18 protein-coding genes and 2 other annotated features are annotated in these 18,613 nt (G+C 38.1%); of the genes, 11 read left to right on the top strand and 7 right to left on the bottom strand.

Going from position 1 to position 18,613, the window contains the following annotated elements; all coding sequences use genetic code 11:
• Positions 1-15: 15 nt before the first annotated feature.
• Entirely contained in the window at positions 16-585 is a 570-nt protein-coding gene (gene mnmM, locus M3627_RS14925) for a tRNA 5-(aminomethyl)-2-thiouridylate-methyltransferase MnmM (protein WP_169359991.1), read from the bottom strand.
• Positions 582-1,538, bottom strand: a complete 957-nt coding sequence (gene mnmL / locus M3627_RS14920) for a tRNA modification radical SAM protein MnmL/YtqA (protein ID WP_169359992.1) — start codon at positions 1,536-1,538, stop codon at positions 582-584. The genes mnmM and mnmL overlap by 4 nt, the downstream gene beginning before the upstream one ends.
• Positions 1,539-1,661: 123 nt before the next feature.
• On the opposite strand from mnmL, the gene M3627_RS14915 reads away from it, so the two are divergent.
• From M3627_RS14915 to leuS, 8 genes are all read left to right on the top strand, one after another.
• Positions 1,662-2,846 (top strand): MDR family MFS transporter, encoded by a 1,185-nt coding sequence (locus M3627_RS14915; RefSeq protein ID WP_169359993.1) that lies wholly within the window; start codon positions 1,662-1,664, stop codon positions 2,844-2,846.
• A 163-nt stretch (positions 2,847-3,009) separates the two neighbouring features.
• Positions 3,010-3,321 carry a hypothetical protein gene (locus M3627_RS14910; protein WP_251556341.1) on the top strand — a complete coding sequence of 104 codons (312 nt, stop codon included), beginning with the start codon at positions 3,010-3,012 and terminating at the stop codon, positions 3,319-3,321.
• Positions 3,322-3,468: 147 nt separating this feature from the next.
• Positions 3,469-3,930, top strand: coding sequence for a DUF2691 family protein (locus M3627_RS14905; RefSeq protein ID WP_251556340.1), 462 nt, complete (start codon positions 3,469-3,471; stop codon positions 3,928-3,930).
• Between the two features lie 36 nt (positions 3,931-3,966).
• Positions 3,967-4,533 (top strand): DUF4256 domain-containing protein, encoded by a 567-nt coding sequence (locus M3627_RS14900; RefSeq protein WP_251556339.1) that lies wholly within the window; start codon positions 3,967-3,969, stop codon positions 4,531-4,533.
• 68 nt (positions 4,534-4,601) lie between these two features.
• Positions 4,602-4,997: a hypothetical protein gene (locus M3627_RS14895; protein ID WP_251556338.1), complete on the top strand. Its 396-nt coding sequence runs from the start codon at positions 4,602-4,604 to the stop codon at positions 4,995-4,997.
• 179 nt (positions 4,998-5,176) lie between these two features.
• Positions 5,177-5,866, top strand: coding sequence for a CoA transferase subunit A (locus tag M3627_RS14890; protein ID WP_169359998.1), 690 nt, complete (start codon positions 5,177-5,179; stop codon positions 5,864-5,866).
• Positions 5,867-5,879: 13 nt separating this feature from the next.
• Positions 5,880-6,533: a 3-oxoacid CoA-transferase subunit B gene (locus M3627_RS14885; RefSeq protein WP_251556337.1), complete on the top strand. Its 654-nt coding sequence runs from the start codon at positions 5,880-5,882 to the stop codon at positions 6,531-6,533.
• Positions 6,534-6,619: 86 nt separating this feature from the next.
• Positions 6,620-6,833 (top strand) — a binding site (T-box leader).
• Positions 6,834-6,924: 91 nt separating this feature from the next.
• A complete protein-coding gene (gene leuS, locus M3627_RS14880) occupies positions 6,925-9,336 on the top strand; it encodes a leucine--tRNA ligase (protein ID WP_251556336.1) in 2,412 nt (803 codons plus the stop codon).
• 63 nt (positions 9,337-9,399) lie between these two features.
• On the opposite strand, the gene M3627_RS14875 is transcribed toward leuS, so the two are convergent.
• Both M3627_RS14875 and M3627_RS14870 read right to left on the bottom strand, forming a co-directional pair.
• A complete protein-coding gene (locus M3627_RS14875; RefSeq protein ID WP_251556346.1) occupies positions 9,400-9,927 on the bottom strand; it encodes a P-loop nucleotide/nucleoside kinase family protein in 528 nt (175 codons plus the stop codon).
• Between the two features lie 67 nt (positions 9,928-9,994).
• Positions 9,995-10,393: a hypothetical protein gene (locus M3627_RS14870; RefSeq protein WP_251556335.1), complete on the bottom strand. Its 399-nt coding sequence runs from the start codon at positions 10,391-10,393 to the stop codon at positions 9,995-9,997.
• A gap of 348 nt (positions 10,394-10,741) precedes the next feature.
• On the opposite strand from M3627_RS14870, the gene M3627_RS14865 reads away from it, so the two are divergent.
• Entirely contained in the window at positions 10,742-12,019 is a 1,278-nt protein-coding gene (locus tag M3627_RS14865; protein WP_251556334.1) for an IS110 family RNA-guided transposase, read from the top strand.
• Between the two features lie 560 nt (positions 12,020-12,579).
• Here M3627_RS14865 and M3627_RS14860 read toward each other — a convergent pair.
• The 3 genes from M3627_RS14860 to M3627_RS14850 form a co-directional block, all read right to left on the bottom strand.
• Positions 12,580-13,152 carry an anthranilate synthase component II gene (locus tag M3627_RS14860; RefSeq protein WP_251556333.1) on the bottom strand — a complete coding sequence of 191 codons (573 nt, stop codon included), beginning with the start codon at positions 13,150-13,152 and terminating at the stop codon, positions 12,580-12,582.
• Entirely contained in the window at positions 13,149-14,537 is a 1,389-nt protein-coding gene (gene trpE, locus M3627_RS14855; protein ID WP_251556331.1) for an anthranilate synthase component I, read from the bottom strand. Before trpE ends, M3627_RS14860 begins: the two co-directional genes overlap by 4 nt.
• 65 nt (positions 14,538-14,602) lie before the next feature.
• Positions 14,603-14,828 (bottom strand) — a binding site (T-box leader).
• Positions 14,829-14,897: 69 nt separating this feature from the next.
• The gene (locus M3627_RS14850) at positions 14,898-16,157 is read right to left on the bottom strand and encodes a BaiN/RdsA family NAD(P)/FAD-dependent oxidoreductase (protein ID WP_169360004.1); all 1,260 of its coding nucleotides are present in this window, start codon (positions 16,155-16,157) and stop codon (positions 14,898-14,900) included.
• 104 nt (positions 16,158-16,261) lie between these two features.
• Between M3627_RS14850 and M3627_RS14845 the strand changes: the two genes are divergently transcribed.
• Positions 16,262-17,887, top strand: coding sequence for a putative polysaccharide biosynthesis protein (locus M3627_RS14845; RefSeq protein ID WP_251556329.1), 1,626 nt, complete (start codon positions 16,262-16,264; stop codon positions 17,885-17,887).
• The gene (locus tag M3627_RS14840) at positions 17,888-18,589 is read left to right on the top strand and encodes a pseudouridine synthase (RefSeq protein WP_169360006.1); all 702 of its coding nucleotides are present in this window, start codon (positions 17,888-17,890) and stop codon (positions 18,587-18,589) included. It abuts the gene before it with no gap.
• Positions 18,590-18,613 lie beyond the last annotated feature (24 nt).

Below are 18,613 nucleotides of genomic sequence, written 5' to 3'. Positions count from 1 at the left end.
CCTTCATCCATATATTCACCTGTCCTTCATTTTTTCTATGGCAATGATAAATGGAGGGTCATTTTCTTGGTTTAGAAATTGGTAGCATAATACATGAACGAAAGATTGAGGGAGTTGTTGAACAAAAGAAATGACTTCATCTTTTTCTTGTTTACCACCCTCATGTCCATGATAAACTACTAAAACAATGAGACCTCCAATTTTTAGAAGATCTAATAAGGATGTAATTGCTTGAATAGTGGAGTTACCTCTAGTAACTACCTCATGGTTACTACCAGGTAGGTAGCCTAAATTGAAGACAGCTGCTGAAATCTGTTCATCAATATAATTACTTACATTGCCGTGACTATCTAAAATTAGAGAGACACGATCTCTGACAGCCGCATTACTCAGTCTTTCAGAGGTCGATTCAATTGCTTCTGTTTGGACATCGAATGCAAATACATGTCCCTGATTGCCAACTAAGCTGGCAAGGAATAAGGTGTCATGACCATTTCCAGCAGTTGCATCAACTACCGTATCTCCTTCTTTTATCACATCCTGAAGAAGCTCCTTTGCATAGGGAAGAATTCTTTTTAGCTTCATAATAACTCACCAGTCTTCGTAAATAGTTTTCCTTGATAGCTTTCTCTCTTAGCGAGTTCAGCATCGATTCCATTCAACACTTCCCATTTGTTGGCACTCCACATTGGCCCAATCATTAAATCAATAGGACCATCTCCTGTAATACGATGAATAATCATCTCAGGCGGGAGAACTTCTAATTGGTCAGCTACCAGCTGGATATATTCATCTCGTCCCATAAACTCGACCATGCCTTTCTCATACTGCTTGACCATAGGAGTTCCTTTTAATAGGTGCAGAAGGTGAATCTTAATCCCTTGAACATCTAGCTTAGCTACCTCTCTGGCTGTTTCCATCATCATCTCTCTATTTTCTAATGGCAACCCGTTTATAATGTGAGTACAAATACGGATACCATGCTTTCTTAGTTTAGAGACTCCTTCTATATAAGTATTAAAATCATGGGCTCTGTTAACTAGCCTTGCTGTACTTTCATGGACTGTTTGAAGTCCGAGCTCAACCCAAAGAAACGTTCGTTCATTTAACTCTGCCAAATATTCTACTACGTCATCTGGTAAACAGTCAGGTCTAGTCGCAATAGAAATCCCCACAACTCCTTCTAGTGCTAGAGCAGCTTCAAACTTTTCTTTTAACACAGGGAGGGGGGCATGTGTATTCGTATAAGCCTGAAAGTAAGCAATATATTTTCCTTTCTTCCATTTCTCATGCATTTTATCTCGAATTTTTTCAAACTGCACTGGTATAGGATCTACTTTGTCACCTGCAAAATCGCCACTACCAGCAACACTGCAAAATGTACATCCACCATAAGCAACCGTGCCATCTCGATTTGGACAATCAAACCCTGCATCAAGCGCCACCTTGAAAATTTTCATATCAAAGGTATCGCGCAAATATCGGTTCCATGTAAAGTATCTCTTCCCGTCTGAAGGGAATGGAAAGTTATTGTTCATTATTTTCACTCCTTAACAGGATTATTTTATCATGAAACTTTGACTTGGTAGATTTAATTATCTTGAAGTGCAGTTTAAAAAAAGCTACAATATTTTGAGTGTCTAAGGAAATGAGGAATATTGATGCCAAAAGCAGTCTGGCTTTTAATTATTGGAATGTTTATTAATACACTGGGGAATTCATTTTTATGGCCCTTACATACAATCTATATGCATGACTACCTTGGTCAATCGTTAACGATGGCGGGGTTAGTGTTGATGCTAAACGCTGGAACCGGTGTGATCGGTAATTTGTTAGGCGGATTTTTATTTGACAGAATAGGCGGCTATAAATCTATAGTGTTTGGAATTCTGTTATCCATACTCTCGTTAGCAGCGCTAACCGTTTGGCATGATTGGCCAGAATATGTATGGCTAGTCGCTATTCTCGGATTTAGTGGTGGTATCATCTTCCCAAGCATGTATGCGATGGTGGGGAATGTATGGCCGGAAGGTGGACGTAAAGCATTTAATGCTATTTATTTAGCTCAAAACTTAGGTGTTGCTATTGGTCCAGCCTTAGCTGGAATAGTTGCAGATCATAATATAAATAATATTTTTGGAGCAAATCTACTCGCCTATGTGTTCTTTTTTGTTATCGCTCGTCAGTTCTATGGAAACATGTCTAACGTTTCAAACCATCAGGCCTCTATTTTAGGAGAAGAGAAGAAAATTAAACAAATGGCACCTTTTTATGCAATGATGATTGTAACATTTGGTTATATGCTTACTTGGATCATTTATGTTCAATGGACTTCGACTATATCAACCTATGTACTAGATTTAGGAATTACATTAAAGCAGTATAGTCTTTTATGGACGGTCAATGGGATACTGATCTTGGTTGCGCAGCCGATTATTAAACCAATTATTAATCGTTTAGAACATAAGATAAAAACGCAGATGATTTTAGGGCTTGTCATATTCATGATTTCCTTTATAGTGGTAGCATTTGCGGAAGACTATACGATGTTTGTCACGGCAATGGTTATTCTAACTTTTGGGGAAATGTTCGTTTGGCCAGCAGTTCCAACTATTGCTAGCCAGCTGGCTCCAAAAGGCAGGGAAGGCTTCTACCAAGGCATTGTAAATAGTATGGCGACCGTGGGACGTATGATTGGACCATTAATAGGAGGAGTTTTAGTTGAAGCGCATGGCACTCCAGTCATGATATTAATTTTAGCCAGTCTAATATTTATTTCAATTATTACCAGCTTACTATACGATATACCATTAAAAAAACAAGCAGCCTTGAATGAGAAAGGTTAAAAATATTTTAGACCTAAGTCCTTAGTGGCTTAGGTCTTTTTCGAATATAAGAAAGATAAACTTTGGAAATAAAATGAAAGGTTATTTAGTCCACAAGTCGAATAAGTAGGTGAGAGGAATCTATGAAGTAACTGATAAATTATGTTGAAGGGTGATGTAGAATATGGATATACAAACGGTTGTGAATATATTTTTCATAATTTTATTGGTCATAGGTATTATTAGTTTTTTTTCGGGTTTTGCAATTATGAAAATCTCTAAAAACCACAAAAACGGCTTTTTCTTTATGTTTGTTCTTAGTCTTATATTGCTCCTTTTTCTTTTGGAGTGGTTCCAATCTGTTGGTTCAGAAGTATTTTTAGCAACTATACCATGGCTATTAAATCAAGCATTTGCGATCTTCTTGTACGTTCTCTATTTAATCGTTGCTTGGTTTATTTTAAAAAGGCTGAATAAGCGAAATTTGGTAAGCTAACGGTTATTTTACTGCAAGGAGAGAAATGACTTTTAAAACACTGTTCTTATATCATTTCTTAATAATCAACACCGACCTGAGCAAAGCTTTATAGACTTTTTTTCGATAGCCTAAATGTTATTAAAAAAGAGCTAGGGGGGATTACTAGTGAGAGGTATATCATTTAAAATTCCAAATTCTTATGGCAAACATTTATGGGAAATATTAGAGTGTATTAATATTAGGGAATTAACTTGGAAAATAGGTGATGGAGAATCATATTTTATTGAAAATAATACTTTAGGAAACTCTCTGTTTCCAAATAGCTCCTCATTAAATGGTGAAGAATTATGGAAACAAATTTCAAAAAAAGATTATTACCTTATATTTGTTGATTTAAAGGGATTTCCAAAAGGGTCTGATGTAAGGGAAGTCGCAACTTATCAAGAATTTATGGAAAGTGAATGTCAGTTTGTAATCCTACTGGTAGATTGCTCAGACGTAATCATTTATTCAAAGGATCAACTAGCCATTCAGCATATATTCTCCAAGGCATTAGCTACTGGCTACACAAACATAGAATATATAACTGATGAAAATGATACTTACTCAACGCTAATAGCTTTCTAAATGGTTAAATTACTAATGACAAGGGGAGAAACGATTGTGACTCAAAAAAATAAAGAGCTATCATCGGAACAACGTGAAGAGCTACTCCAAATTTTAAAAAATCGTTTTGAGAAAAATATGAAACGCCATACAGAAGTGAAATGGGCTAACGTTCAAGAAAGGCTGGAAGCTCATACAGAAAAACTGTGGTCTCTTCATGAAATGGAAAGAACAGGTGGAGAGCCGGATGTCGTTGGATTCGATATGAAACACGACGAATATATTTTCTATGATTGTGCATCAGAAAGTCCAAAAGGTCGTCGAAGTGTTTGTTACGACCGGGAAGCACTAGAGTCAAGGAAAAAACATAAACCTGAAAATAGCGCAGTGGAAATGGCTGCAGACATGGGCATCGATCTTTTAACAGAAGAACAATACCGAGAATTGCAGAAACTTGGAAATTTTGATCTGAAGACTTCTAGTTGGGTAAAAACACCTGACAATATTAGAGAACTTGGTGGAGCTATCTTTTGTGATCGTCGCTACGATACTGTCTTTATGTACCACAATGGAGCAGATTCCTACTATGGATCCAGGGGGTTCCGCGGCTCGTTAAGAGTCTAATATTGAAAGAGCTCTATATCAACTTTATAAACTAAGAAACTTATTAAAGTAATGTTAGGGGGGATTTAATGAACATAAGTAAATATGTAACATGCGTCATTTGCCTAATGTTGTTGTTCGGATGTTCACCATCGATTAACGATGCTAGCGGTTATAAAAAAGCAGGAATAAATGAAGAGATTCCAGTACCAGCTAATGCACAATCAAGCACAGATCAATTTGACAATCCTAATATTAAAAAGGGTGAAAAGTATATTTTAAAGAATATTGGTGGGGAACAAGGACTTTATCCACCTAAAGAATACTTTGAGGAAATTAAAAATTGGGGTTGGGAAGAGTTGAAAAGTGAACAAAATGGGCATGTCCACTTTTTTAGTAAAGAAGGGACTATTATATCCATTGTGATTAAAGAGGATTATTTTCAGCTATATGAAATGAAGGAAGAATTCGAGCTTAGTCATTAGATGATCTATCTATTCCGATTCATTTTAATTGGTATTGTGTGAAAAATGGGGTTTTCCTCCATTTTTTGATGTTATAGAAATCGACTGTAAAATTAGAGATTAATGTAAAAAATTTGCGGAGTTGTTGGATTTTTGAGAATATAATAGAGTAGTAATTATTTTGAGAGGGGATGGGGAGCATGAAACCAATATATAATTCAGCAAAAGATGCCGTTGCAGGTATTGAAGATGGCATGACGTTAATGGTAGGTGGTTTTGGACTTGTTGGTATTCCAGAACAGTTAATTTTAGCGTTAGTTGAAAAAGGGGTAAAGGATTTAACCGTAATTTCTAATAACTGTGGAGTAGATGACTGGGGTCTAGGCCTTTTACTTAAAAATAAACAGATAAAAAAAATGATAGGCTCTTATGTAGGGGAAAATAAAGAGTTTGAAAGACAAGTAATTTCAGGAGAGATTGAAGTAGAGTTGACTCCTCAAGGTACTTTAGCAGAAAAAATTCGTGCTGGTGGAGCAGGAATACCTGCGTTCTTTACTCCTGCAGGTGTAGGGACGGTTGTTGCAGAGGGGAAAGAGGTACGAATGTATGACGGCAAGGAATACGTTCTAGAAGAAGCACTTAGAGCAGATTTTGCGTTGATTCGCGCAGCTAAGGCAGATAAATTTGGTAACCTAATCTATAACAAAACAGCTCAAAATTTCAATCCAATGATGGCTGCTGCAGGGAAAATTACAATTGCTGAGGTAGAAGAAATCGTTGAGACAGGCGATTTAGATCCAGCTCAAATACATACGCCAAGTATTTATGTCCAAGGTCTGTTCCAAGCAGAACAGGAAAAAAGAATCGAACGTCTAACGACACGTTCATAAGGGGGAGATTCGGATGAATACACGAGAAAAAATTGCGAGAAGAGCAGAAAAAGAAATTGAAAATGGGAACTACGTGAATTTAGGAATAGGTATTCCAACCTTAGTTGCCAACTTTATATCTCCAGATAAAACAGTTGTGCTTCAATCAGAAAATGGTCTTTTAGGTATCGGACCATATCCAACTGAGCAAGAAGTCGATCCAGATCTTATCAACGCCGGGAAGGAAACAGTTACTACCATTCCGGGTTCTTCCTTCTTTTCAAGTGCTGAGTCATTTGCCATGATACGCGGGGGGCACGTAGACGTGGCGATTTTAGGGGCGATGGAGGTTTCTGAAAAGGGAGACTTAGCTAACTGGATGATTCCAGGTAAGATGATTAAAGGAATGGGCGGCGCAATGGATTTAGTGCATGGTGCCAAAAAAATTATCGTAATTATGGACCACTGCGCGAAGGACGGTTCTGCAAAAATTAAAAAACAATGCGAACTTCCTTTAACAGGTAAAGCCGTTGTGAATAAAATCATAACAGAACGAGCAATGATTGAAGTAACAGAAGATGGACTAGAATTAAAAGAAGTATTTGAGGGATATTCTGTGCAGGATATTATAGATGCTACGGAAGCGGATTTAATCATTAAAGACGTAAAAGAGAATGTAACTATTTAATTTACTAATTTCTACGATATTTGATGAGAGTGCATCTTGTGTTTTCTTTTCATTTCAATTAGAATTAATGCAATAACCATAAATAATTTTCGACTAAGACAAGGAATAGTAAATAACACTCGTTTCTAAAGAGAGCTAACGCATGGTGTAAGTTAGTGTTACGAATTATTGAACTCGCCTTTGAGTCTGTATAAGTGAACGATTAGTAGCTTATACCGTTTTCCGCGTTAAGGAGACAAGTTGAGTGGAATTTTCCACTAATTTGGGTGGTACCGCGTGAGTATATCTCTCGTCCCTTAAGTTTTTTAAGGGGCGAGTTTTTTTATTTGGTGTTGTTTTTATTGGTGAAATGACGGTTTAGACAACATCATTACTTGAAGGAGGAAGAAAAATGAGCTTTAATCATGAAGCAATTGAGCAAAAGTGGCAAAGGTATTGGAAAGAAAATAAAACATATAAAATGATTGACGACCCTTCCAAACCAAAATTTTATGCATTAGATATGTTCCCATATCCATCTGGAGTTGGACTACATGTTGGACATCCGCTTGGATATATAGCAACAGATATTTTAAGTGCATATAAACGCAAACAAGGATATAACGTACTTCACCCAATGGGCTGGGATGCTTTTGGTCTTCCTGCTGAGCAATATGCAATTGACACTGGTAATGATCCAGCGGAATTCACTGCAAAAAATATTGCAACATTCAAACGTCAAATGATGGATCTTGGATTCTCCTATGATTGGGATCGAGAAATTAATACGACAGATCCTTCATACTACAGATGGACTCAATGGATCTTTATCCAGCTTTATAAAAAGGGCTTAGCGTATGTAGATGAAGTGCCAGTAAACTGGTGTCCTGCGTTAGGTACAGTGCTAGCAAACGAGGAAGTAATAGATGGGTTATCTGAACGTGGGGGACATCCAGTAGAACGTCGTCCAATGCGTCAATGGGTGCTTCGTATTACTGCTTATGCAGATAGATTATTAGAGGACTTAGATGACCTTGATTGGCCGGAGAGCTTGAAAGAAATGCAGCGTAACTGGATTGGCCGTTCAGAAGGTGCAGAGCTTACATTTGAAGTTGCGGATACTGATCAATCATTCCAAGCATTTACAACTCGTCCCGACACGATTTTTGGTGCAACGTATGCGGTATTGGCACCTGAGCATAAATTAGTGGATACTATTACAACTCCAGAGCAAATGGAGGCAGTTCAAGCATATAAAGATCAAGTTAAATTGAAAAGTGATTTAGAGCGTACCGATCTTGCTAAGCATAAAACAGGTGTATTCACTGGTGCTTATGCAATTAATCCAGTTAGTGGTGAAAAAATGCCAATCTGGATTGCTGATTACGTTTTAGCGACATATGGAACTGGTGCTATTATGGCAGTTCCAGCACATGATGAGCGTGATTATGAGTTCGCAAAACAATTCGATCTTCCAATTGTAGAAGTAGTTTCTGGTGGAAATGTTGAAGAAGCTGCCTACACAGAGGATGGCGTACTTGTTAATTCGGATTTCTTAAATGGACTTAATAAACAAGACGCAATCGCTAAAGCAATTGAATGGTTTGAAGCAAATGGAAAAGGTGAGAAGAAAATTACTTACCGTCTACGTGACTGGTTATTTAGCCGTCAGCGTTATTGGGGAGAGCCAATTCCAATCATTCATTGGGAAGATGGAACATCCACTCCAGTAGACGAATCAGAGCTTCCACTTATGCTTCCTGTTACTACAGACATTAAGCCAAGTGGAACAGGAGAGTCTCCATTAGCTAATATTGAGGAATGGGTAAATGTAGTAGATCCAGTCACTGGTAAAAAAGGACGTCGTGAAACCAATACAATGCCTCAATGGGCAGGTAGCTGCTGGTATTATATTCGCTATATCGATCCACATAATGACGAAGCGCTTATTGACCCTGAGCTAGTAAAACGCTGGTTGCCAGTGGATCTTTATGTAGGTGGAGCAGAGCATGCTGTACTTCACTTGCTATATGCACGTTTCTGGCATAAATTCCTTTATGATATCGGTGTTGTAGCAACTAAAGAGCCATTCCAAAAGTTATTCAATCAAGGGATGATCTTAGGTGAAAATCACGAGAAAATGTCCAAGTCAAAAGGAAATGTAGTAAATCCTGATGATATTGTGAAAAGCCATGGAGCAGATTCACTTCGTTTATATGAAATGTTCATGGGACCACTGGACTCTTCTAAGCCATGGTCCACAAACGGCTTAGACGGCTCACGTCGATTCCTAGATCGTATTTGGAGACTATTCGTAACAGAGGAAGGAACGCTAAGCCCTAAAGTAAGCGATACTTCATCTGACAACATGGAAAAGGTATATCACCAAACGGTTAAAAAGGTAACAGAGGATTACGAAGGAATGCACTATAATACAGCAATCTCTCAAATGATGGTATTCATCAATGAAGGGTATAAAGCTGAGAAAATTTCTAAAGAATATGTAGAGGGCTTCATTAAGCTTATTTCTCCTATCGTACCTCATATTTCTGAAGAGCTTTGGAGCATACTAGGTCATGAGGGGTCTGTCGCTTATGAATCTTGGCCGACGTTTGATGAGTCGAAGCTAGTGGACAATGAAGTTGAAATCCCTGTCCAAATTAAAGGGAAGGTTCGTGCGAAGCTTGTCGTTTCAAAAGATGCTACGAAGGATGAGCTAGAAGCATTAGCCTTAGCATCTGAACAGGTTCAACAATGGATTGATGGCAATGAGATCAAAAAAATCATCGCAATACCTGGTAAAATGGTGAACATCGTAATTTAATAAATAATAAAGCTGCTTAGTCTCCTTGTGAGATAAGCAGCTTTTTTGTATTGGCTTGATAAACTAATTATCAATTACAATTTCTCCTTCACCTATTGGTACTTCGAATCCATTAAGGTAGGAAGTTAAAATTTCTTCTGTAATAGGAAAAGCATTAGCATCAAAGCGATTGTTTCGAATTTTAAGCCGTTGACGCAAATCATCAGCATGAACTTTTAAATAAATAAGCTTCCATTTACCACCGGACTTTTCAATTAGTTGCTTATATTCGTTCCTTCTTGCACGATCCCAAAAACTGAAGTCAATTACTACCTGCTGTTTATCGTGAATTAACTTAATTAAATAATTTCGCAGCTTCCTTTCAGCATCTTTCTTGTATTCTTCAATCTTTTCCATCGGGAAATCGATCCCATACCGACCATTAGTGGCCCATATTTCCTCATCAATAGAAAGACGCACAAAGCCTTCTTTTTCTAATTGTTGTGAGAATGTAGTTTTGCCGGAACCAGCTACACCACACATCATGACCACTAGAGGAGTGAAATCATCGCGTTCACTATAAATTAAATCGAAATTAAACTTCTCAAATATTTGAATGGTCCCCCTAACTTTTAGATATAGTTCAATAAGAAAAAGAGCTGTCTAAGCAACCAAGAGTTCAATAATTTTTATGCCTTTTTATTTTTATTGAGTTATTAGTAGCGAAGCTTTCTAAGTATTCAACAAAATTATCTGGTTGAAAACGAAAAACTTTCCATGTAAATCCTTTTTTTAACCTAACAAACACTGACTTTTGGTGCCAGCCTATTCTTTTAAATTCAATTAGCTTTATATTTTCTTTATTCACCTTTCTTTTGGAAAAATCTAAGCCAAATAGAGAAACTATAAAAGACAAGTTATGATCATTTATAACAAATTGGTATTTTATCTTTGTAAAAATAAGAAACATTAAAGCTAAAACCAAGAAAATCAACCATTTGGATATTATAAAAACAACTAACATGATAAAAAAATAAAAAAGTAATGGCACTTTTGAATCCACTGCATTAAATCGCATTATATATAAACCCCTTAAATATTATGGTTGTCCATCGTTTCTGTTTTATATATACGAATTACTTTCAAACAGACTTAGAAATATGAATAGATGCTATGAAATATTAAATGCTTTTATATAAAGGAAGTAGAATTGATTTTCGCTCTCGTCGGACGCTTTCCGCGGGGGGAGCGATAAGCCACCACCCATCGCTAACGCGCGTGGCTGTGATGTCTTATCTGTCTCCCTCCTCCCGCTGGAGCATTCCTGTATTATAACTTTAAAGGCACTTGAAAAAAAAAGAACCCTCTTATATGATGCTAGAGTAACAACCAATGAATACTCAAAACATATATAGGAGGGCCCCTTATGAATAATAGTACGAATCATAAAATTAATCAAGTGACTGAAAAGACGTTGGTCATCGGAATCGATATCGCCAAACGCAAACATTACGCATGTGCTGTAGACGACCGTGGACGAGTATTGCATAAGTCCTTTCCCATCAGACAGTCGGCAGAAGGATTTACGACCTTCTATGAACAGCTACTTGTATTACAAAACAAACATGAGAAATCAGAAATCCTTGTTGGGTTCGAACCAACAGGACACTACTGGATGAACCTAGCGGCCCATTTAACCGCGCATGACATCCGCTATGTGTTCGTGAATCCTAGTCACGTGAAGAAATCCAAAGAATTGGATGACAATCTGCAGACAAAGAACGATGTGAAGGATGCGATGGTCATCGCCAAGTTGATCCGCGATGGACGGTTCAGCTTCCCACGCATTTTAGAAGGCATCGAAGCGGAACTGCGCAATGGTGCATCCCATCGCGCCTCGCTTCAGAAAGAGCTTGGCATCATTACAAATCGAATCATTCGATGGACAGATCGGTTCTTCCCAGAATTCCAACATGTCTTTAAAGACATCGGGAAAACCGCCCTGGCTGTGCTGGAGAAAACACCATTACCAGAGGACCTTCGAGAAAAAGAAGTGGCGGAGCTACTCCCTTTCTACAAAGAGGTTGAAGGGTTAAAGTGTGTCTCTTCTCCCAAAATAATAAAACTCAAGGAAGCTGCCGAAATCTCGATTGGGTTGACCGAAGGCCTGGAAATGGCTCGATTTGAGATTCATTCCTTGGTGATGCAATATAGGCTCGTGGAACAACAGTATGAATTACTGGCAGAACGGTTACAAGAAATCGCTCAAGATATGCCCGATTATATATTTTTGTTATCTATCGAGGGGATCGGCTCCAATACAGCCATCGAGCTGTTATCAGAGGTAGGGCCCTTCACAAACTTTCGTAGTCCACGCCAAATCATCAAACTAGCGGGACTAACATTACGTGAAAACTCCTCGGGTGAGCAAAAAGGACAAAAGAAGATTTCTAAACGAGGTCGCAAAAGATTGCGTGCAGCCCTCTTCCGAGCCATCTTGCCTATGATTCGTTACAACCCTGCCTTTAAGGCACTATATCATTATTATATTGAACGCCCAGTAAACCCTTTAAGAAAGAAAGAAGCCATGATGGTCTTATGTGGAAAACTATTAAAAATCGCACATGGCCTCTGTACAAAAAAACAGATGTTTCAATCAGAACGCATGATACAAGACCTGACCGTTCTTCAAACGGCAGCGTGAACACTTTCATTAGCTTTTAACTTAGTTGGATGACATAGAGAGCTGGCACAACCGCGACATTCGACTTCAAGTCCCTGCTGGAGCATAGCCGGCCTCTGCCTTATGACTAGACCGAACGAAGGAATGTATGCGCGCGACGCAAAGAGATATGGGAGGGTACGTCATCATAAGTTCTGCAGAGAAACAGAGTGCATCCAAGAATAACATATTTATGGGATTTTTAACCAAATTATTTAGCGGAGCACAGCCTTTGTTTCCAATATTTTTAATAAGTGGTTTATTGAGGTATCGAAAGTCAATTAGATGAACTCAGAAAAAATTTTTTCACTTTAAAAATACGTAATGAACCATTGGTATGACTACATTTTAAGAGGGAGTCGCCGACTGCCGCTACAATCAATAATTAGAAAATGTGCGTTTTTAATCAGTAAATCGAAATTCCTATAAAATATTAGGACGCGCCTTCTTCATTTCGAAACATGAATTTCAATGAAAGTAAACCAACAACATGAACAATAATAATACCAATCGCAGCTACCATGAAAATCTCCCTTCGAAGGTTAATTTAACGTATCTATAAAACCTTTCATCAGTAGAGTCCCTTGCTCAGTTCCGATAGATTCTGGATGAAATTGAAATCCATACAGGGGGTAGTCACTGTGTTTAATAGCCATTATTTCCAGGTCGTCCTCAGCTCTAGCCAGTACCTCAAAGCAATCTAGTAAGCTGTTCTCTTCAATTACTAGAGAGTGATAACGCATGACGGAGATAGGTCCATCAAAGACGGAAAATAATTCATTTTGTGTATGCGATATAGTGGAGGTTTTACCGTGCATAATTGTTTTAGCCTGCACTATATTTGCTCCAAATGCAGCCCCAATAGATTGGTGACCTAGGCAGATTCCAAGGATAGGATACTTCTTATATAATGCTTGAATCACTTCAATAGAAACACCTGCATCTAATGGATTACCTGGACCAGGAGAGATGACAATTGCTTCTGGATGAAGCTCATCTATATCTGAAATGGTAATAGCGTCGTTTCTGACAACCATAACATCTTTCCCAAGCATTCCTAATTGTTGATAAAGGTTGTACGTAAAGGAATCATAATTATCTATTAGAAGGATCATCGAATTACCTCCAACAGTGCTTTTGCTTTGTTTAAGGTTTCCTCATATTCATTTTCCGGAATGGAATCATATACTATTCCTGCACCTGCCTGAACATGAGCCATCTGGTCTTTTACAATCATTGTTCGGATGGCCAAGGCGAGGTCCATATCTCCTGTAACGGAAATATAACCAACTGCTCCTGCATATACTCCGCGCTTTATAGTTTCTAATTCGTTTATAATTTGCATGGCACGGATTTTAGGAGCTCCTGAAACGGTACCAGCGGGTAAACAAGCAGCCAAAACGTCTAACGCATGAGTGTCTTTTCTTAAACGACCAGTTACTTCTGAAACTATATGCATGACGTACTTGTACAATTCAATCTGCATATACTTGTTTACTTGGACCGTACCAATTTCTGATATTTTACCTATATCATTTCTTCCCAAGTCAACAAGCATCCGATGCTCTGCTACTTCCTTTTCGTCTATCAATAAACTAGCAACATTTTGCTGATCTTCTTCGGGAGATTTTCCACGAGGCTTTGTACCAGCAATAGGGTTTGTCGTGACATATCCATTCTTTACTTTTACAAGACTTTCGGGAGAGGTGCCGAAAACGACGTACGTTCCGAAATCCATATAAAACATGTAAGGTGACGGATTAGAAGTTCTAAGCTGTCGATAAAGAGAGAAAGGATTTCCAGTGAAAGGGGAGCTAAAACGCTGGGAAATCACTACTTGAAATATGTCGCCTTGTACAATATGTTGCTTAGCTTTCTCTACCATTTGTTTAAATTCTTCTTTCTGAATCGAAGGCTTAAAAGAAAGCTTCTGTGCTAACTCCTCCTCTTGGTGGGAAGCACTTGCTTGAAGATCCTCATATATTTCATTAATCGAATCCATCATATTTTTAGAAGTGCGACCGTTCTGGAACAAATCGATTGCTGCAATAGTTATGGTTTGTTTCAAATGATCGTAAACAAGAAAGGTATCATAAAACAAAGCATGTATATCAGGCATATTTAAATCATCGGGTAGATACTCTCCAATCTGTTCACTGTAAAATGCGGTTTCATAACCAAAAAAACCTAGCATTCCACCAAAAAAAGAGAAGGGGTATTGCTCCTTGTGTTCAGGGAGAATGGTTTTTAGTTTTTCTAAAATACCATGTCCTGTGTGTTCCTTTCTGTGTTCATCTGTAAAGACATAGTGATACTGGTTACCTATTATTTCTGCAACCGGATTAAGTACGATAAACGAATACCGACCGCTCTCCTCATGCTTAGCAGAGGATTCAAATAGCATTTTCTTTTTTCCTTTTAGTGCATGGTAAATGGAGATGGGAGTCATCATATCTCCTTGGATTTCTTTCATTTCATAGCTTCTCGTCTCAACTGTCATTCTCTACACTCTCCTCTTTCTCAGCTCGGCTCATTTACAACAGAATACAAAAAGGCTCTCTATCCAAAAAGGACGGAGAGCCGTGGTGCCACCTTCATTGATTACTATTGTAATCCACTTGTTTGCAGCGATTAGCTGCTAGTCCTATAACGTAGACAAACGCCAAGGCCTACTGCCATTTCGGCCTTGGAACTCAGAAGCCCATTCATCATATGCGTTGCACTGACTTGCACCAATCGTCAGCTCTCTATGGCGTCACATATGATTACTACTCTTCGTCATCGCTCATTAAAGACCATTGTATTATAAATAATTTAAAAATTCAATGCATTCTTATAAAAGAATCCAAATTTTATCCAATTAATTTAGAAGGCTTTTTGCAGCACTCATCCCGGCTAGCTTCCCAGTAACAAGGGCAGAGGTGATATTGTAGCCACCAGTATATCCATGTATGTCTAATATTTCTCCACAGAAATATAATCCTTCTTTTTTCTTAGATGCCATTGTTTTTGGCTCAATTTCCTTGATGGAAACTCCACCGCCTGTAACAAAAGCTTTCTCTAGTGGCTGGGTGCCGTGAACGTTAACGATAAATTGTTTAAAAAGATGGGCAAGAGATCTTATCTTCTCGTGAGAAAGATTTTGGCCATCCTCACTTTCTTGAATTTTCGCTTGCTCTAACAAAAACAATAGCCACCTTTCAGGAACTAATCCTTTCCACACGTTTTTAACTGCTTTTTTAGGCTCGTCTTTAATAGAAGACAGAAGTGTTTGGAATGTTTCTTCCTCGTTCAAGTGGGGAAGGCTATCAATTCTTACAGAAACCGGGCCACCATTTTTCTTTATTTCCTTTACAACAAATTGGCTGCAACGTAGAATAGCAGGTCCGCTTAAGCCGAAATGTGTAAAGAGCATGTCCATTTGATGGGTAATGATTACTTTTCCTTTTTTATTTAGAACAGAAACAGCTACATCTCTTAAGGCTAAGCCTTGGAGCTCCTTCGATTTGATGAAGGTCTCACTAGATAAAAGAGGCACCTCCGTTGGATATAAATCAGTTACCGTATGACCAGCCTTCTCTGCCCACGGGTATCCATCTCCTGTAGAGCCGGTTTGAGGAACAGCTTTACCGCCGACAGCCACTACAACTGCTCCAGCAGTAATTTCTTCGCCTGTTGCCAATCGAATTCCGATTATCTTTTCTTCGTTCATTAATAATTTAGCAACGGGAGCGTTTAGCTTAATATCTACCTTCAATCTTTTTAATTCGTCCAGAAGGGCATTCACAACGTCCATTGCCTTGTTAGAGACCGGGAACATTCTACCATGGTCTTCCTCTTTTAATGGGACACCTAAATTCTCAAAGAATGCGATAATATCCTCATTATTAAAAACGGAAAACGGGGAAAATAAAAAACGACCGTTTCCGGGAATGTTCTTTACAATTTCCTCCTGAGGAAGCCTATTTGTAACATTGCATCGTCCTCCGCCAGATATTGCTAATTTCTTTCCTAGCTTGTTGCCTTTTTCAATCAATAAAACCTTTTTGTTTTCAGCACCTGCTGCAGCAGCGGCCATAAGTCCTGAGGGACCCCCACCAATTATTATTACGTCATACATAGTATATTCACACTTTCACTTTTTTCTTTATTATACATGATTGTAGTTTTGATGAGACAGTTGTAAACTGTAATATAGACATTTTAAAGGATTGGACGGGTTAGATGGCATCGAATTTACTAAAAGGGACAATGATTTTAACGGTTGGTCTCTTATTATCCAGGATTTTAGGAGTTCTTTATGTAATTCCTTTTTATCAGATAATCGGCGAAGAGTACATTGCCCTTTATCAATACGCTTATACTCCCTATTCAATCATGCTAGCAATAGCAGTTTCAGGGGTACCGGTTGCGGTTTCCAAGTTTGTATCGAAATACAATGCATTAGGGGACTATGCGACAGGTAGGAAGCTAATGAAATCCAGCATGCTTTTAATGAGTATCACTGGTATTTTAGGATTTCTACTGCTTTTCTTTTTAGCAGATCCTATTGCACATATGATTATTAAGGATGATGAAGCTGATTTTTCTGTAGGTGACGTAGCTTCTGTGATAAAATATGTCAGCTTTGCGGTTATAGTTGTTCCACTTATGAGTTTAATAAGAGGTTTCTTCCAAGGCTATCAGCGTATGACACCTACTGCGATTTCTCAGCTTTGGGAACAAATTGTACGTATTCTGTTTGTGTTAGCTGGAGGATTTTTTGTAGTATACATAATGAAGGGCACAGAAAAGACAGCTGTTTCCTTTGCGGTATTTGCAGCCTTCCTTGGTGCATTGGCGAGTATGGTAGTTCTATATTGGTATTGGAAGAAGCTGAAGCCCGAATTTAATGTGATGATGAATAATTCTGGTAAAACGAGCTCGGATGTTTCTCTTAGAAATATTTACAAGGAAATCTTAGTTTATACGGTTCCATTTGCTCTGGTTGGGGTTATTAACCCTCTTTTCCAATTCATCGATATGATCACCTTTAACAGTGCTATGTCTATTATCGGTATAAGCGGGGATATTTCCAATATTTTATTAGGAATGTTGAATTTCTCTGCACATAAATTGGTAATGATTCCCGTGATGTTGGCTACTGGATTTAGCATGGCTTTAATACCTTACATTACGAGTTATTATGCAAAACGAGATTTTCTTCAAGTGAGAAAATCGCTCGATCAGTCATTTCAAATATTATTATTTCTTACTGTTCCAGCAGCCCTGGGAATTGCTGTATTATCAGGGGAGTTTTATCATTTATTTTATGAACAGAGTGAAACCGGTTCAACGGTGTTAGCACACTATGCTCCGGTAGCCATTTTATTTGCCTTGTATCCAGTGACTACTGCAATCCTACAAGGTATTGATCGTCAAAAGCTGATCATTTTAAATCTTTTATTAGGTATTTTGACAAAGCTGTTGTTAAACACACCTTTCATCAAAGCATTTGAAACAGATGGTGCAATTATGGCGACTGCATGTGGTTATTTAGTAGCTATAGGATTGAACTTGTTTGCGATACGAAAAACGTTGCATTATAAGTCTACGATGGTAGCAAGAAGAATTCTTCTCATCCTCATCATCAATGCTGTTATGCTTGTACTTGTGTATGTAGTAAAGTCAGGGTTACAAAACCTATTTGTAATCGATAGTAAAATGGAGGCGCTGCTAGTTATTATAGTTTGTGCTGGTGTGGGAGCAGCCTTTTATGGCTATGTGACGCTTCGTCTTGGATTAGCTCAGAAATTACTAGGTGAGAAAGTTACACGTATTGCGAAAAAATTAGGCTTTAAGGAGAAATAAATGCGATTAGATAAATTTCTATCTCATATGGGATACGGTACAAGAAGTGAAGTAAAGGTTCTTATTAAATCAAAGGCAATTGAAGTAAACGATGTAGTTGCTAAAAATGGATCTAATCACGTCAATGAATTAGAGGATAAAGTAACAGTTTATGGAGAGATAGTGGAATATAGAGAGTTTATCTACTTAATGATGAACAAGCCACCAGGAGTAGTTTCTGCAACGGAGGATTCTAGAGATCAAACTGTAATTGACCTATTGGATGATGATGTTAAGCATTTTGAGCCGTATCCTGTCGGAAGACTTGATAAGGATACGGTTGGACTGCTGCTTTTAACTAATGATGGAGCGCTAACACATCGTTTGTTGTCTCCTAAGAAGGATGTCCCTAAAGTATATTATGCGAAAGTAGCAGGTAGAGTAACAGAAGAAGATATAGTGGCATTCAAAGAAGGAGTCATTTTGGATGATGGGTATCACACGAAGCCAGGCTACCTGACTATTTTAAAGAGTGATCAAATTTCTGAAATTGAGTTAACCATCACAGAAGGTAAATTCCATCAAGTGAAAAGAATGTTCCAGGCAGTAGATAAGGAAGTCGTATATTTAAAACGGTTGTCTATGGGGGCTTTGAAGCTAGATGAGTCATTGGAAGAAGGATCCTACAGAGAGCTAACGGAAGAGGAATTGTTAAGTCTATAACAAAAGAATGACCATGCCTAGGCG

Origin of the sequence: Psychrobacillus sp. MER TA 171, assembly GCF_023713305.1 — a bacterium.
Taxonomy (GTDB): domain Bacteria; phylum Bacillota; class Bacilli; order Bacillales_A; family Planococcaceae; genus Psychrobacillus.
The sequence above is the reverse complement of the archived record's forward strand: the minus strand, read 5'-3'. Positions and strand labels throughout refer to the sequence as shown.